This is a genomic window from Burkholderia stagnalis (genome assembly GCF_902830275.1).
In the GTDB taxonomy this organism is placed as follows: Bacteria; Pseudomonadota; Gammaproteobacteria; order Burkholderiales; family Burkholderiaceae; genus Burkholderia; species Burkholderia stagnalis.
This window is the reverse complement of the sequence record NZ_CADESW010000011.1, coordinates 177989-192534: the sequence shown is the minus strand read 5'-3', so window position 1 is coordinate 192534 and position 14546 is coordinate 177989. Positions and strand designations below refer to the sequence as shown.

Genomic DNA, 14546 nt, shown 5'->3' with positions numbered 1-14546 from the left:
GCCCGCTCAGATCACGCAGCGGGCCGCGCGGTTGCGCAGCGCGCGGATCGCGCTGAACGCCGTCAGCGCGGACGTCTTCGGGTTGTCGGGCAGCGGCTTGCCGCTCATCTCGAGCGACATCTCGCCGAACGCGCCGCGCGCGGTGATCCGGTGCACGTTGCGCGCGACCGCCGGATCGGCGATCAGCCGCACGCGCGTCTGGTCGAGCCCGAGGCCCGCGAGCGCGACGGTCGCCGCGACGTTCGCGTTCTTCGGGTACAGCCGCGCCGCGTCGCGCGCGGTGCCTTCGAAAATCACGCGCTCCTCGGTCATCGCACGCAGGTCGCACAGTTCTTCCGCCGGCGTGCCGAGCCAGCCGAGCGGCGGCTTGCGGCCGACGTACAGCACCTCGTCGAGGCCGCCCTGCTTCGCGGCGGCGAGCGCGTCGATGCCGCCGATCGCGCCGGACAGCAGCGTGAGCGTCGCGTCGCCCTCGTCGGCGGCCTGCGACAGCGCGTCGAGCAGCGCGAGATCGGACAGCGCGCCGATCGACGCCACCGCGCAATCCGTGCCGGCCTTCAGCAGCGGCACGACGTGATCGACCAGCGCGCTGTGGCCCGCGCATTCGAGCGCGAACTCGGGGCGATGCGCGAGCGCGCCGACCGACGACACCACGTCGACCGCGCCGCCGAGCGCGCCCTGCACGGCCGCGCGCTGATGCTCGGGCACGATCACGTGCGCGACCCGCAGCGACGCGTCGTGCTCGACCGCGCGATACACGGCCGCGCCGATCGCGCCGAAACCGATCATCGCGACGTCGACGGGCGCATGCCCGTGTGCGTGATCGTTACGCATACTGGCGCTCCGACGGCGCTTCCTTCTTCACCGGCGGGCCGGCGAACTGCGATGCGAACGAGCCGACCGACAGCATGTCCACTTCGACGAGCACCGGGCCCTCTTTGGCCAGCCCTTCGCGCACGATGCCCTCGGCCTGGTCGAGCGACGTGATCCGGTAGTGCGTGAGGCCGAAGCTCGCGCAGAACTGCGCGAAATCGGGCTGGTGAAGCTGGACGAAGCAGCGGCGGCCGCCGTAGTGCGCGTCCTGGATGTTGCGGATCACGCCGTAGCACTGGTCGTTCATCAGCACGATCATCACGTTCGCGTTTTCCTGCACGGCGGTCACGAGTTCGCCGACGTTGACCATCAGGCCGCCGTCGCCGACCAGGCAGACCGTCTTCGCCGCCGCGCCCGCGAGCGCCGCGCCGATGCCCATCTGGATCCCCTGGCCGATGCCGCCGCCGAGCGCATGCACGCCCGCGCGCGGCTCGAAGATCTGCAGCAGGCGGTTGCCCCACGTGCTGTTCGAGATCGTCACGTCGCGCACCCAGTTGTAGTCGCGGCCGACCGCGGCCTGCAGCGTGTCGACGAGCTGCTTGTAGGGCCCAAGGCCCTTTGCAACGTCTGCAACCGCCTGCTCGCGCGCCGCCGCCAGATCCGCCGCGAATTGCGGATCGACGTTCAGGCGGCCTTCGAGACGGTCGGCCAGTTCGGCCAGCACGCGCTTCGAATCGCCGTGGATGAACAGGTCGTTGCGATAGCCGCGGTTGTCGGCGAGCGCATCGGCATCGACGCGGAACAGCGGCTGCGGCAGCGCGAGCTTGTACTTCAGCGTCTCGTTGCCGCGCAGGCGCGAGCCCACCACGACGAGCGCGTCGCAGGTCTTGTAGAACGCTTCCACCGCCGCATGCACGTTGAACGCGCCGAGCGTCGCCGGATGATCCTCGGGCAGCACGCCGCGGCCCTGCACGCTCGTCACGACGCCGAAGCCGAGCTTCACGAGGCGCTCGACTTCCGCCCGCGCGTGGCGCGCGCCGCCGCCGAGCCACAGCAGCGGGCGGCGCTTGCTCGCGAGCGCGTCGGCGAGCTTCGCGATGCGTGCGCTGTCGTGTTCGCGGACTGCAACGTGTGCAGGCGCGAGGTCTTCCGGCCATTCGATCTCGGCCGCCTGGATGTCGATCGGAATCTCGACCGACACGGGGCCCGTCGGCGCGGTCTGCGCAACGCGCACGGCCTCGCGGATCGTCGGCAGCACCGTCTCGACCGTGCGCACGCGGAACGCGGCCTTCGAGATCGCGTCGAGCATCGTCAGCTGGTCCGGCGCTTCGTGGATGTACGCGAGATCCTGGTCGAGGTACGGCGTCTCGATCTGGCCGGTGATGTGCAGCAGCGCGGTGCCGGCGGTCAGCGCCTCGACCATCGCGCCGGCCGCGTTGCCCGCCGCCGTGCCGGTGCTCGTGAACGCGACGCCGAGGCCGCCCGACACGCGGGCCAGGCCGTCGGCCATGTTGAGCGCGCCCGCTTCGCCGCGCGCGCCGACATAGCGGATGTTGCCGCGCGAGTTGATCGCGTCGAGGATCGGCATGTTGTGGATCGAGATGACCCCGAAGGCGGTCTTCACGCCGCACTGCTCGAGAAAGGCGGCAATCAGCTCGCCAACCGTGGTTTTGTTAGACATGGCGTGCAAAGCCTCCAGAAACGTCGATATGGCTGCCCGTCGTGTAGGACGACAGATGCGTTGCGAGATAAAAGAGCGCCCAGGCGGCCTCGTCAGGCCGGCCGAAGCGGTTCAGCGGAATGTTCTTGTTGCGGGCGAGTTCGCCCGTCCAGTCTTCCCAGCTCTGGCCGGGCTGCGCCTGCGCTTCGTAGCGGCGGCGCCACTGGCCCGATTCGACGATGCCGATCAGGATCGAGTTGACGCGGATGCGCTGCGGCGCAAGCTCGGTCGCGAGCGACTTCACGAGGCTCAGCACCCCCGCGCGCGCCGACGACGTCGCGACCATGTGCGGCTCCGGCTGCAGCGCGAGCAGCGAGTTCACGCAGGTGATGCTCGGCGCGGCCGCATCGCGCAGCATCGGCAGGAACGCGCGGGTCGGCCGGATGATGCTGAAGTACTTCAGCTCGAGTTCGTCGCGCCATGCGTCGTCGCTCGTGTCGGCGAACGTCGACACGCGCCCCTGCCCGGCGTTGTTGATCAGCATGTCCGCGCGGCCGAAGCGCGCGGACACGGCTTGCGCGAAGCTCGCGACGTCGCCCTCGTCGAGCACGTTGCAACGCGCGGCGAGCAGCTGCGCGCCCGGGTATTGCGCGCCGAGCATCGCCTCGGCGCGCGCAAGGCGCTCGCCGTCGCGGCCGCATATCGCGACCGACGCGCCCGCCTGCAGGAACCGCTCGGCCGTCGCGAGGCCGATGCCGGACGAACCGCCCGTCACCACCGCCACTTGCCCGGTCAAATCGATCTGGATCATCAGAGCCCCAATGCCTTCAAAAACGAATGCTCGTCGTCCGAGCGGTAGTTGAGCCGCCGCGACAGCTCGGCCGCCGCGCGCTGCACCTTGTCGATCAGGCCGTCGGCGATCAGCGTCGCGTCGATCTCCGGGCGCGGCACCGTCACCGTGATGCACGCGACGATCTTCTGCGTCTCGTTGCGCACCGGCGCGGTGACCACGGAAATGCCGCGCTCGAATGACGAGTTGCTGACGCCGTAGCCGCGCAGCGCGTCCTCGCGGATCACGCCGTACAGCGCGTCGACCGTGTCCGGCGTCGCCTGCGTCATCCGCTGCAGCGTGCCTTCCGGATACAGCGCACGCAGCTCGCCCAGCGACAGGTCGCCCATCAGCACGTGCCCGTGCGTGGTGGCGTGCGCCGGCAGCCGCGTGCCGACGTTCACCCGGATCGAGCTGAACACCGGCGCCTGGCTCTGCGCCTTCGCGACGAACACCACGTCGCGGCCGTCGCGGATCACGATGTGCGTCGTGAAGCCGGTGGCGTCGCGCAGGCTTTCGATCACCGGCAGGCCGAGATCGGTCAGCTCCAGCGAGCTCAGGTATTCGAAGCCGAGCCGCAGCACCGCGATGCCGAGCTTGTAGTTGCGATCCTTGTCGGCGCGCTCGAGGAAGCCGAGCGATTCGAGCGTCTGCAGCAGGCGGAACACCGTCGTGCGCGGAATGCCGAGGCGCTTCGACAGCTCCGGCGCGCCGAGCACCGGCTCGCGCGGCGAGAACTCCGCGAGAATCCGCAAGCCCCGTTCGAGGCCCGGCACCACGTAGGTCGCTTCGCTTTTCTCGTCGCCCTTCGCGCCATCGGTTTCGTTGATCAGCGGTTCGCTCATGCTGTCTCCCGCCGGGCCGCCACAAGGGCGGCAGCCGCCCCCTCGGGGGGCAGTGAACGTGTCGATCCGGCGTGGCGCTTTAGCGCGTATTCCGGTCCCATGCAAAGCAAGTGGATGTGGGGGTCGTTCATCTCATCCCCCGCTGCTGGTCGCATTGACGGCAGAACGTGTCGATCAATGCCGTATAAGCGGCCGGCGCTTCCACGTAACCGGCATGCCCGGCCTGCGGAATCACCTGCAGCCCGACGTGCGCGGCCGCCGCGATCCGCTCGCATGCCGCGGGCGGCGTAATCGCGTCGCTCGCGCCGACGGCCACCGCCGTGCGGCCGCGAAAGCCGGCGAGATCCGAAGCGAGATCGGCGTTCGCGAGCAGGTGCGTCGCCTGCGCATAGCCGGCCGGCACGATGCGCGCCATGTTCCAGCGCACCCATGCGCGCGCGTCCTCGCTCGCGTTGCCGGACAGCATGTTGGCGCTGCGCTGCGCCGCGAGCCCGGCCGGGCCGAGTTCGGCCAGCATCGCGAGCCGCGCGTCGCGGCGCGCGTCGCGCGTCTCGGCGGGCGCGCTGCCGTAGCCGCCCGCGGGCGAGATCAGCAGCAGCCCGGCGACGCGCGCCGGCAGCGCGCGGGCGAAGCCGCCCGCGACGATCGCGCCGAGCGAATGGCCAACCAGCACGCAGCGTTCGATGCCGAGCGCATCGAGCCACGCGCCGAGCGCCGCCGCATAGTCGGCGGCCACCGGCGACGCGCCGCGCACGGGCGTCGATGCGCCGTAGCCCGGCGCGTCCCACGCGAGCACGCGCCGCGAAGCGCCGAGCGCATCGAGCTGGCGCACCCACGACGCGGCGCCCGAGCCGATCCCGTGCAGCAGCACGACGGGGTGCGCGCGGCCGGCCAAGGTGTGGCCGGCATGCTGCGCGCCGGCCTCGCGGTAGCCGATCGTGCCCGCCGCGCCGGCCGGCGAGCGCTGCTCGGGGAACCGCTCGAGCAGCGTCGCGAAGGCGGCGACGCGCTCGCGTTCACGTTTGTCGATGACACTCATCGCTTCACCTGTCTGCGCTCAACGCTTGATCTTCGCGAGCGGCGAATCCGGCGGATACGTCGGCGTGATCGGCTTCGACGAACCGAGCATCACGCACATCAGCGCGTCTTCCTCGCCGATGTTGATTTCCGTGCGGTACACGCCCGGCGGCACCGAGATCAGGTCGCGCTCGCCGAGGATCGCTTCCCAGGTCTCGCCGTCGCGCTCGCAGATCACCTTCATCTTGCCGCGCAGCACGAAGAAGATTTCCTCGACGTCGATGTGGATGTGGCTCGGGCCGATGTTGCCGGCCGGGATCACCATCGTGGAGAACGTGAAGTTGCCGGCCGGCACCGTGTTGACGTCCTTCGCGACGCCCGTGCCGCCCGTGCCGACGTAGCGCATCTGCGCGCGGCGGTACTTCGGGTCGTAGTCGGCCTGGAACTTCAGCGCATCCCAGTCGTAGCGCCGCGTCGCGTAGCGCGCGACGCGCCCTTCCATCCAGTCGCCAAAGCTTGCGCCTTCCGGCTGGTCCCACGATTTGCGATCGAGATCGGCGTCCGCCATCGTCATCTCCTTCATTCGGATTCAGAGTGAAAATCAGTTCATTACGAAGCCGCCGTTCACCGGCAGCAGTTGCCCCGTCACGAAGCGCGCGGCATCGGACAGCAGGAACAGCACCGGGCCCGTCACGTCGTCGGGCACCTGCGCGCGCGTCAGCGCGCGGCCCTGCTGGTAATACGCGTGGCGTTCGGCCGGCACGTAGGCGGTGGCCTCGACTTCGGTGAGGCCCGGCGCGATCGCATTGACCGTCACGCCGTGCGCGCCGAATTCGCGCGCCTGCGCATGCGTCATCGCGATCACCGCGCCCTTGCTCGCGACGTACGCGAGCAGCTTCGGCGCGCCCCACAGCGCGGTGTCCGACGCGAGGTTCACGATCGCGCCGCGCCCCGACTGCGCGAGGTACGGCAGCGCCGCATTGCTCGCGAGCCACAGGCCGCGCACGTTCACGTTCATCACCGCGTCCCAGGTCGCGACGTCGAGTTCCGTCGACAGCCGGCCGCCCGAGTTCGTGATCGCCGCGTTGTTGATCAGGCCGTCGACGCCGCCGAGCGCCGCCGCGCCCTGCGCGACGAACGCATGGACGCTGGCCGGATCGGCGAGGTCGAGCGCGAAGAAATGCGCGGCATGGCCCTGCTGCGCGAGCTGCGCGGCGAGCGCGCGGCCGTCGTCGGCCAGCACGTCGCCGAACGCGACCTGCGCGCCGGCGGCGACGAGCGCCTTCACGAACGCCGCGCCGAGACCGCGCGCGCCGCCCGTGACGAGCACGCGCCGGCCGGCGAGCGACACGACGGATGCGCGCTCAGCCATGAGCCTGCTCCGTAGCGGCCGGCTGTTGCGCGGCGCGATACGCGTCGAGCGCGGACAGGTGTTCCTGCGCGCGCTGGCGCAGCATCCGCCGCACGCGCGTGATGCCGACGTCGTGCTGGTACAGGTATTCGTGGTCGCGCGCGTTCGGCGCGAGGCTTTCGAGCACGTAGCGGTCCTGCTCGAGCACGTCCCAGTGCAGGCCCTCGAGACGGTTGCGGTACATGAAGCGCCACACGTCGCGCTGCCAGCCGCTGACCTTGCGGGTGCGCCAGAAGTACACCTGGCAGTGGTCGTCGTCGACCGGCGTCGCGAAGCCGATGATCCCGAAGTTGCCGCCCGGGCCGAATTTCTGCTTGTACGGAATCGCGAGGCGCATCCACAGGCAGCCCGTCTCGCCGAGTTCGACCCAGTCGAAGTTCACGTCGCGCTGGCCGATCTTCTCGAACATCAGGCCCGTTTCCGTCTTGCGCACGCGCATCTCGGCCTGCTTGTCGCCTTCGGCCATCGAGTGCGACGTCGCGTGCAGGTACGCGCCGTGCATCGGGTCCATCACGTTGTCGATCGCGTACTGGTAATTGCAGGTCCAGTTCGACACGCACAGGAAATGCGCGTATTCGTCGGCGACGAGTTCCTCGGGCAGGTTCAGCGGCGCCGGCTCGGCATGCGCATCGTCGCCGAACCACAGGAAGATCGCGCCGGCCTTTTCCTGCACCGGATACGACTTCACGCACTTCGTGCCTTCGAGCGGACAGTTCGACACGGCCGGCACGCGGTTGACCGTGCCGCTGCCGTCGACTTCGACGCCGTGATACCAGCACGCGAGGTTGCCGCCGAGGTTCCAGCCGAGCGACAGGCGCGCGCCGCGGTGCGGGCAGCGATCCTCGAGCGCATGCACCTGCCCCTGGTGGTCGCGCCACAGCACGATCTGCTCGGACAGGCGCGTGAGGCCGACGGGCGCGTTCGACACCTGCCAGCTCGGCGCGACGGGATACCAGTAGTTCTTGATGCCGCGGTCGAGATAGGCGCGGACCGGGTCGTGTTGGGATGCGGGTTGTGCGGGGGACGTCATCAGTGGGCTCCGGATTCGGTTGTCGTCGGGTCGGCGGGTCACGCGCGCGGCGCGCTCATTCCGCCAGCGCGGCCAGCTCGGCGCGGAAGCGCTCGGCCGTCCACGGCGCGCCGTCCGGCGTGCGGAAGCCGATGCGGTTCAGGCCCGCGACGACGTCGTCCAGCTCGGTCGCGCCGGCCTCGAACACGCGTTCGAGCGCGTCGCCGAGATCGTTCTCGTACTGCGTCGGCTCGGCCTTGCGGTTCTGCCACACGCGGTTCTCGACCTGGCCCGGGATCTCGATCTGCCCCTTGCCCGCGACGTTGTTCGGCTGCGGCGCCACCCACGGCTTCAGGAAGGGATTGAAGTTCACGGTCGCTTCTTTCATCAGTCACTCCACCTTGATCTGGATTTCCTCGCCGGCGAGGCGCACCGCGTACTGCTTCAGCGCGCGGCCGCCCGGCCCCTTCAGGCACTGGCCCGTCCGGATATCGAACACGGCTTCGTGCAGCGGGCATTCGACCGTGCCGTCGTCGACGAAGCCCTGCGTCAGCAGCGCGTATGCATGGGGGCACACGTTCTCGAGCGCATACACCTCGTCGCCGACGCGGTAGATCCCGATTTCGACGCCGTCGGTCCGCTTGAACTCGATCGGCGTGTCCTCCGACAGCGCGCCGGCGTGTCCGGCGCAAATCCATTGTTCAGACATCTCACACCCTTCCTTCTGATCGACGCTTGGTTTGTTCCATACCCGGAACAGCAGTTTATGGATGGTGATTATAGGAGCGACTTTCCGGGAGAAGAATAAAAAGCTGCATGTCCTAGGGAAAACACCGACCGCCGGGTCCGAAATCGTCCGACCCAATCTCGCCGATGCGGATTTCTTCTTATATACCGGGGAGTTATTCCGTTTTCGATGGATCCCGCGCGATGCCTGCGGCCCGGCAGGCATGCCGCTCCGACCCGAAAAATTTATTTTTTTTCATGCTTGGCCCGGTCCTATACTTCATTCCACCAGAGGCACATTGTTCCTTGTATGGAACATACAAATGCCCAGCCAGCAGTGGAATGCGCGGAGCCGGCAGGTCGTCCCGTTCGCGCGCCGCCACGGCCCGTTTTTCATTCGAGTGAGACTCAGGAAGGAGATCCAATGGTCAAGCATGCGGTAGCAGCCGCGGTGGTCGGAATCGGCGCCGTGTCGGGCGCGTGGGCGCAGAGCAGCGTGACGCTGTACGGGAGTACGGATGCGGGCGTCGCCTACGTGAACAACGTCGGCGGCCACGCGAAGTGGGCGATGATCCAGGGCAATACCCAGCCCGACCGCTGGGGCCTGAAGGGCAAGGAAGACCTGGGCGGCGGCCTGTCGGCGATCTTCCAGCTCGAGAACGGCTTCTATACGAACAATGGCCAGTTCGCGACCGCGAACACGATCTGGAACCGCGCCGCGTGGGTCGGCATCGATTCCGCGCGCTACGGCACGCTGACGCTCGGCCGCCAGACGCCGCTGACCTTCGACTATCTCGACCCGCTCAGCACCGCCTACCTCGCGGCGAGCTGGTTCGCGTTCCACCCGGGCAACATCGACGGGCTCGCCGCGACCGGCAACGTGCCGTACAACAACGCGATCAAGTACCGCTCACCGAGTTTCGCGGGCTTCAGCGCCGCCGCCGTGCTGGCGCTCGGCAACACGACGAACTTCTCGACCGGCAAATCGGTGGGCGTCGCGCTGAACTATGCGAACGGGCCGTTCAAGGCGTCGGCCGTCTATTCGAGCGAGCACGACCGCGCGGTGCTGATCGGCCAGACGGGGATCGCGCGCTTCCAGGGGCAGAACACCGCGAACGGCTATCTCGCGAGCAAGGTCGAGAACATCGGCGCGGGCGCGTCGTACCAGTTCGGCGACTTCCTCGTGCACGGGCTCTACACGCGCGTGAAGCTGCAGTCGAACGGCTTCTCGGATACGTTCCAGAGCTACGACGCCGGCGTGAACTACCGCACCAGCGCGTTCAACACGATCGCGGGCGGCGCGGCCACCTCGACGCTGGCGGGCCGGCGCTGGACGCAGCTCGAGCTCGGCGACATCTATGCGCTGTCGAAGCGCACGCAGCTCTATGCGAACGTGCTGGTCGAACACGGCACGGGCGGCGCGAAGGCGGCGTTCTTCACGGCCGGCGTGTCGAGCACGGCGAACCAGGTCGTCGTGCTGGCGGGGATCCACCACTCGTTCTGACGCGGTGGCGGTGCGTCGCACGGGCGCGCGCCCGTGCGACCGGCGCTCAGAGTTTCGGAATGCGAATCCGGCTGATCATCAGCGAACCCGACAGGCCGAACACCAGCGCCAGCGGATGAAACACGCCGACGCGCGTCGCGATCTCGCCGAGCCACATGGTCGGGCCGATCCCGCCGCAATAGGTGGCGACGGCCAGCATCAGCACGATGACGATCGAAGTCGGAATCGGCGTGCCCTCGAAGTACGTCACCTTGCCGGCCTCCTGCGACAGCGCCTCCGCCGTCACGTTGTAGCGCGCGAGCCGCGACACGCCGCATGCGACGAAGTAGACCAGCAGGACGCGGTCGACCATGCCCCGCATCCCGCACCCGTAGCCGATGACGGCCGGCGCGACGCCGAACGAAATGACGTCGGCGAGCGAGTCGAGCTCGCGGCCGAGCACCGACGACTTCTGCCGCCAGCGCGCGATCCTGCCGTCGAGGATGTCGAAGATCAGCGCGGCGACGATCAGCCCGGCCGCGTAGTACACGTGCCGCACGTCTTCGGTGGCGATGTACGAGATGATCGAGAAAATGGCGCTGGTGCCGCAGACGGCGTTGCCGAGCGTGAACCAGTCGGCCAGGTGGAATTCCCGGATCATCGAGAAACGTCGGACGGGTTTGGTCTTGTTCATCTATCTGTCGGGAGAATGGGGGCCGGCACAAGGTGCTGCCGATGTCGCTCCCCGACGAGGCGGCGTCGCGCCGCTTCGCCGAGTCGCCCGCGTATCAGGACATTTCCACGGAGCGCCACGCCGGCCGCGCGTCAGAACATCGCGACCTTGTGGCGCGCGTGCGCGAACGTCGGATCGCTTTCGAGCGGACGATAGTTGAGCCGTTGCGACAGGTCGACTGCCGCGCCGCAGACGGCCTCGACGAGGCGCTCCTTCTCGCCTGCCTCGCCGATCTCCGAGCGCGGCACCGTCGCGGTGATCGCCGCGACGATCGAGCCCGAATGGTCGCGCACCGGCGCGGTCACGGCCGAGATGCCGGCTTCGAACGCGGCCTCGCTCACCGCATAGCCGAGCCGCGCATAGTGGCGCACGCGTTCGTACAGCTCGTCGACCGTGCCCGGCGTGCGCTCGGTGAACTGCTCGAGGCGCTTTTCCGGGTAGAGCTGGCGCAGCGCGTCGCGCGTCAGGTCGCCCATCAGCACGTGGCCGTGCACGGTCGCGTGCGCGGGCAGCCGCGTGCCGACGTGCACCTTCACCGAGCCGAACATCGACGCGTTGCTCTGCGCCTTCGCGACGAACACGACGTCGCGCTGGTCGCGGATCAGCAGGTGCGTCGACAGGCCGGTCGTGTCGCGCAGCCGTTCGAGCACCGGCGTGCCGAGATCGGTCAGTTCGAGCGAGTTCAGGTATTCGAAGCCGAGCCGCAGCACGCCGACGCCGAGCCGGAAGTGCCGGTCGCCGTTCACGCGTTCGAGGAAACCGAGCGCTTCGAGCGTCTGCAGCAGGCGGAACGTGGTCGTGCGCGGAATGCCGATGCGCTTCGACAGCTCGGGCGCGCCGAGCACCGGCTCGCGCGCGGAGAACTCGGCGAGAATCCGCAGGCCGCGCTCGAGGCCCGGCACGAGGTAGGACGACGCGCCGCCGGCCGCTTCGTCGTCGCCGGCCGCGACGGGTTCCGGCGCGTCGCCCTCGGCCGCGGCCCGGCGTGACGGCCGCGCCTTCGCGGCAGGAGGTTTGGTCGCGCCACTCATCGTAGTCTTGGCCATGTGGACATGGACGGAAGGAAATCGATCACGAAACAGGTCATGGATCAGCGTGGAGATTCGGTCATGCTACCTCAGCGCGCGCCGCCAGTTTGCACCCACGGGCACCGCCGGGGCGCGGCATGCGCATCCACGATCCATTGAATAGTCAGACACGATCGAGAGGATATCAGCGATAGACGGCGCGACGCCATACGGATATCGCCGGACGACGGGTGGGCGCGGCTCGGCCCGTCGCCGGTTCGACGCCGGTTCACCCCGTCATTTACAGGCGCGACAGGTGTACCCGAATGTTCGTCCTGTCGTACAAGAAGGTGCCGTCGTCGCCGGGAGCAAGCACGCGCGCGAGGTCTACCGGCAACAACCATCCGCTCCCCAGACGCCCGCCGTTTACGGCCCGGATCCGGGTGCCGCCGACGGCGATCGCGGCATGAAAGACATTGCCGCCCCGCGAGAAGCCGACCGCGGTTCCCGCCGCAATGCTGCCCCGCCCGTCCCATTGACTGCCGGCCTCGAAGTTGAACCGCGGCCGCCAGTGCTGGCCCGTCGTGTCGAGCAGCATGCCCGGCGTGATCAAACCGTGACCTTGCAACAGGTATCTCACGAAGGCGGCGGCATCGTAGCAGACGCCCCTGGGAACGTATTCGGCGATGTTGGCCATGCCATACAGCAATGCCTGCGCGTGCTTCTGCCTTTCGGCAAAACCCAGTTGGGCGACATGCGAGCCTAATTGAGTGAGTTCCATGGTCGGATCCCTTGCGATTCGAAATAGGAAGTGATCGGAGAGACATCGTCAAGAGCAGAAGACGCGGCGATGTACGAATCGGGGCGAACGAGGATCATTCGATCCGCATACGGGCTCTTCTCTTCTCGAATCCGGATCACTTTGACGAATGCCGGCAGATCCAGGGGCAACTTGCAGTCGCCGAAGACAAGAAGCGTAAAAAACCGGTAGTCCAGCAGCGAATAGATGCGCGTATCCGCCTGCGCCCCCTCGTTGCGAACCATGAAGTCGGGCAAGCGCGTGCCGTGCAGCGCGTGCTCGCCGTAGCGAATGCCCATTCCCGTGATGTAGCCAGCTCTTTTCTCGACGATCCTGACGTAGTCATCCGCGTGCGTTCCCGCCTCGGAGTACTTGGTGGAGCGCACGAGCGCGCTGGACGTCTCGACCACGCCCATGGCCACCGGCTTGCGCTCCTGCTCGTAGGTGCGCAGCAGCGCCGTCGGTGCGCCCATGCCCAGCACCATGCTCATCTTCCACATGAGGTTGAAGGCATCCGCCAGGCCGGTGTTCAAGCCCTGACCGCCATTCACCGAGTGAATGTGGCACGCATCGCCAGCCAGAAAGACCTTGTCGGCAATCGCATAATGCTCGGCCACCGATTCCTTCACCGAGAACTGCGAGAACCAGACGAGCTCCTTGAAGCGCAGCGCGTGCGGCTGCATCGCGCGATTGATCTTCGCGACCGCCTGTTCGACCGTGAAATCCTTCGTATCCATGCGAACGTAAAAGCGGTCGAGATTCCCCTCGCGTGGAATCCACGCCACGTCGGACGTCTCCGCCTGAAAGACGATGATTTCCGGCACCTTCTCGAAGTCGGTCTCGATCACGCCATCCAGCACCGCCCAGATCAATTGCGGCCGCGTCACCTCGAACGGAACGTTGAACAGGTCGCGCACGAACGAACGTGAGCCGTCCGCGCCGATCACGAACCTGGACGTGACGGTCTCGCCGGTCGACAGCGTCGTCGTGCATCCATCGCCGGTAACCTGGATATCGGTGACGGACGTGTTGCGCCGTACCGCGGCATCCAGCGCCTCGAGCTTCTCGTCCAGCAACTGCTCGACGAACGACTGCCCCAGCATCAGGAAATGCTTGTGAAAGCAGCCTTCCAGCGCTTCCCACCACGTCGACTGACGCGAAACGAACTTGCCCCCGGCCCACACCGAGCTGGTGTTGCAAGGCTTCCCCTGCGGATAGAGATCGTCGAACAGATCGACGATCTCGAGCAGCTGCAAGGTGCGCGCATTGAGCGCATCGGCCCGCCCCACCTGCAGCGGCGCCGCCGATTTGTCGACGACCAGCGTGCGCAGATTGCACAACTGCCCCAGGTACGCGCAGAGCAGCCCCACGGGGCCCGCGCCGACGATGACGACGTCCACCTCCCGCGCGCTCATGCGTATGCCACCAGGTGAGGATTGTCGAGCGGCGGGTTGCCGAGCACATGCACGCGGCGAAGATGTCGCGGCGCGCCGCTCGTGAACCCTTCGCGACCATGGAGCAGCGTGTAGTTATCCGAAATCACCACGTCGCCGGTCTGCCATGCATGCGCATAGAAGTTCTCGGGCGCGTACAGCGCGGCGCGCAGGCTGCGATGAAAGTCGCCGATGTCGGCTTCGGCAATACCCGTGAACGCCAGGGCCGGCCGATTGACGAAGCTCTCGTCGCCTTCGACGGACGGCTCGTTGTAGCGGACGACCGGAAAGCCGCTCACCGGGTGCGTCGTGACGATCGGCGCAATCGTCTTGCTGTCGTAGAACGCCATCTTGCGATGGTAGACGCCGGTTACCTTGCTCCAGAGCGCGCGGGCCTGGGGCGCGGCCCGCTCCAGCAAGGCCTTCGTGTTCGAGAACGTGGTGCGCCCGCCCTGCTCGGCCTCGGGCGCACTGACACAGTGGAATAGCTGAAACTCCGGCACCTGCTGCCGGTACATGCCGTCCCAGTGAAGGGGCACGTAGTTGTTGTCGAAGATGTGGTCGTCGGGCTTTTCGTGTTCGATCAGCTCGAGGGTCTTGCCGAACGGCCATACGCTGATCTCGCCCCAGCCGCCGCAATATGCCTCGAAAGCCTCGGCGCCATCGAACGTCTCGAAACCGCGAAGCACCAGCAAGTGGTGTTGCCGCACCAGTTCGCGCATGCGTTCGGTCGGCAGTTCGCGCACGTCCGCGCGGCCGGACGCCGGCCGCACCATCACGC

The 14546-nt window shown here is 67.8% G+C and carries 16 protein-coding genes; 1 reads left to right on the top strand and 15 read right to left on the bottom strand.

Annotation, left to right across the window (positions count from 1 at the left end; translation table 11 throughout):
• Nucleotides 1-6 precede the first annotated feature (6 nt).
• The 10 genes from HWY45_RS20310 to HWY45_RS20265 form a co-directional block, all read right to left on the bottom strand.
• Nucleotides 7-834: an aspartate dehydrogenase gene (locus HWY45_RS20310; RefSeq protein ID WP_059884138.1), complete on the bottom strand. Its 828-nt coding sequence runs from the start codon at nucleotides 832-834 to the stop codon at nucleotides 7-9.
• A complete protein-coding gene (locus tag HWY45_RS20305; protein ID WP_059884137.1) occupies nucleotides 827-2494 on the bottom strand; it encodes a thiamine pyrophosphate-binding protein in 1668 nt (555 codons plus the stop codon). Before HWY45_RS20305 ends, HWY45_RS20310 begins: the two co-directional genes overlap by 8 nt.
• Nucleotides 2487-3284 carry an SDR family oxidoreductase gene (locus HWY45_RS20300; RefSeq protein WP_059884136.1) on the bottom strand — a complete coding sequence of 266 codons (798 nt, stop codon included), beginning with the start codon at nucleotides 3282-3284 and terminating at the stop codon, nucleotides 2487-2489. Before HWY45_RS20300 ends, HWY45_RS20305 begins: the two co-directional genes overlap by 8 nt.
• Entirely contained in the window at nucleotides 3284-4147 is an 864-nt protein-coding gene (locus HWY45_RS20295; protein WP_059884135.1) for an IclR family transcriptional regulator, read from the bottom strand. The genes HWY45_RS20300 and HWY45_RS20295 overlap by 1 nt, the downstream gene beginning before the upstream one ends.
• 127 nt (nucleotides 4148-4274) lie before the next feature.
• Nucleotides 4275-5186, bottom strand: a complete 912-nt coding sequence (locus HWY45_RS20290) for an alpha/beta fold hydrolase (protein ID WP_059884134.1) — start codon at nucleotides 5184-5186, stop codon at nucleotides 4275-4277.
• An 18-nt stretch (nucleotides 5187-5204) separates the two neighbouring features.
• Nucleotides 5205-5732, bottom strand: coding sequence for a cupin domain-containing protein (locus HWY45_RS20285; protein WP_059563106.1), 528 nt, complete (start codon nucleotides 5730-5732; stop codon nucleotides 5205-5207).
• Between the two features lie 33 nt (nucleotides 5733-5765).
• The gene (locus HWY45_RS20280; protein WP_059884133.1) at nucleotides 5766-6536 is read right to left on the bottom strand and encodes an SDR family oxidoreductase; all 771 of its coding nucleotides are present in this window, start codon (nucleotides 6534-6536) and stop codon (nucleotides 5766-5768) included.
• Nucleotides 6529-7605 (bottom strand): aromatic ring-hydroxylating dioxygenase subunit alpha, encoded by a 1077-nt coding sequence (locus tag HWY45_RS20275; RefSeq protein WP_059562897.1) that lies wholly within the window; start codon nucleotides 7603-7605, stop codon nucleotides 6529-6531. Before HWY45_RS20275 ends, HWY45_RS20280 begins: the two co-directional genes overlap by 8 nt.
• A 55-nt stretch (nucleotides 7606-7660) precedes the next feature.
• The gene (locus HWY45_RS20270; protein WP_059804895.1) at nucleotides 7661-7972 is read right to left on the bottom strand and encodes a recombinase-like helix-turn-helix domain-containing protein; all 312 of its coding nucleotides are present in this window, start codon (nucleotides 7970-7972) and stop codon (nucleotides 7661-7663) included.
• A 3-nt stretch (nucleotides 7973-7975) separates the two neighbouring features.
• Complete coding sequence (locus HWY45_RS20265) at nucleotides 7976-8293, bottom strand: non-heme iron oxygenase ferredoxin subunit (protein ID WP_017329029.1); 318 nt, start codon at nucleotides 8291-8293, stop codon at nucleotides 7976-7978.
• Between the two features lie 441 nt (nucleotides 8294-8734).
• Here HWY45_RS20265 and HWY45_RS20260 point away from each other — a divergent pair, with 441 nt between their 5' ends.
• A complete protein-coding gene (locus HWY45_RS20260; RefSeq protein WP_059884132.1) occupies nucleotides 8735-9814 on the top strand; it encodes a porin in 1080 nt (359 codons plus the stop codon).
• 46 nt (nucleotides 9815-9860) lie between these two features.
• On the opposite strand, the gene pssA is transcribed toward HWY45_RS20260, so the two are convergent.
• The 5 genes from pssA to HWY45_RS20235 form a co-directional block, all read right to left on the bottom strand.
• A complete protein-coding gene (pssA, locus tag HWY45_RS20255) occupies nucleotides 9861-10487 on the bottom strand; it encodes a CDP-diacylglycerol--serine O-phosphatidyltransferase (RefSeq protein ID WP_059884131.1) in 627 nt (208 codons plus the stop codon).
• Between the two features lie 131 nt (nucleotides 10488-10618).
• Entirely contained in the window at nucleotides 10619-11572 is a 954-nt protein-coding gene (locus tag HWY45_RS20250; protein WP_059562901.1) for an IclR family transcriptional regulator, read from the bottom strand.
• A 262-nt stretch (nucleotides 11573-11834) separates the two neighbouring features.
• Complete coding sequence (gene tecA / locus HWY45_RS20245; RefSeq protein WP_059884130.1) at nucleotides 11835-12314, bottom strand: type 6 secretion system effector deamidase TecA; 480 nt, start codon at nucleotides 12312-12314, stop codon at nucleotides 11835-11837.
• A complete protein-coding gene (locus HWY45_RS20240; protein WP_059884129.1) occupies nucleotides 12296-13747 on the bottom strand; it encodes an FAD-binding protein in 1452 nt (483 codons plus the stop codon). The genes tecA and HWY45_RS20240 overlap by 19 nt, the downstream gene beginning before the upstream one ends.
• Nucleotides 13744-14541 (bottom strand): TauD/TfdA dioxygenase family protein, encoded by a 798-nt coding sequence (locus tag HWY45_RS20235; protein ID WP_230946852.1) that lies wholly within the window; start codon nucleotides 14539-14541, stop codon nucleotides 13744-13746. Before HWY45_RS20235 ends, HWY45_RS20240 begins: the two co-directional genes overlap by 4 nt.
• Nucleotides 14542-14546: the final 5 nt, after the last annotated feature.

Coding starts and splice junctions, on each gene's coding strand:
- HWY45_RS20310 (WP_059884138.1), bottom strand. CDS start 834: ATGCGTAACGATCACGCACACGGGCATGCGCCCGTCGACGTCGCGATG.
- HWY45_RS20305 (WP_059884137.1), bottom strand. CDS start 2,494: ATGTCTAACAAAACCACGGTTGGCGAGCTGATTGCCGCCTTTCTCGAG.
- HWY45_RS20300 (WP_059884136.1), bottom strand. CDS start 3,284: ATGATCCAGATCGATTTGACCGGGCAAGTGGCGGTGGTGACGGGCGGT.
- HWY45_RS20295 (WP_059884135.1), bottom strand. CDS start 4,147: ATGAGCGAACCGCTGATCAACGAAACCGATGGCGCGAAGGGCGACGAG.
- HWY45_RS20290 (WP_059884134.1), bottom strand. CDS start 5,186: ATGAGTGTCATCGACAAACGTGAACGCGAGCGCGTCGCCGCCTTCGCG.
- HWY45_RS20285 (WP_059563106.1), bottom strand. CDS start 5,732: ATGGCGGACGCCGATCTCGATCGCAAATCGTGGGACCAGCCGGAAGGC.
- HWY45_RS20280 (WP_059884133.1), bottom strand. CDS start 6,536: ATGGCTGAGCGCGCATCCGTCGTGTCGCTCGCCGGCCGGCGCGTGCTC.
- HWY45_RS20275 (WP_059562897.1), bottom strand. CDS start 7,605: ATGACGTCCCCCGCACAACCCGCATCCCAACACGACCCGGTCCGCGCC.
- HWY45_RS20270 (WP_059804895.1), bottom strand. CDS start 7,972: ATGAAAGAAGCGACCGTGAACTTCAATCCCTTCCTGAAGCCGTGGGTG.
- HWY45_RS20265 (WP_017329029.1), bottom strand. CDS start 8,293: ATGTCTGAACAATGGATTTGCGCCGGACACGCCGGCGCGCTGTCGGAG.
- HWY45_RS20260 (WP_059884132.1), top strand. CDS start 8,735: ATGGTCAAGCATGCGGTAGCAGCCGCGGTGGTCGGAATCGGCGCCGTG.
- pssA (WP_059884131.1), bottom strand. CDS start 10,487: ATGAACAAGACCAAACCCGTCCGACGTTTCTCGATGATCCGGGAATTC.
- HWY45_RS20250 (WP_059562901.1), bottom strand. CDS start 11,572: ATGGCCAAGACTACGATGAGTGGCGCGACCAAACCTCCTGCCGCGAAG.
- tecA (WP_059884130.1), bottom strand. CDS start 12,314: ATGGAACTCACTCAATTAGGCTCGCATGTCGCCCAACTGGGTTTTGCC.
- HWY45_RS20240 (WP_059884129.1), bottom strand. CDS start 13,747: ATGAGCGCGCGGGAGGTGGACGTCGTCATCGTCGGCGCGGGCCCCGTG.
- HWY45_RS20235 (WP_230946852.1), bottom strand. CDS start 14,541: ATGGTGCGGCCGGCGTCCGGCCGCGCGGACGTGCGCGAACTGCCGACC.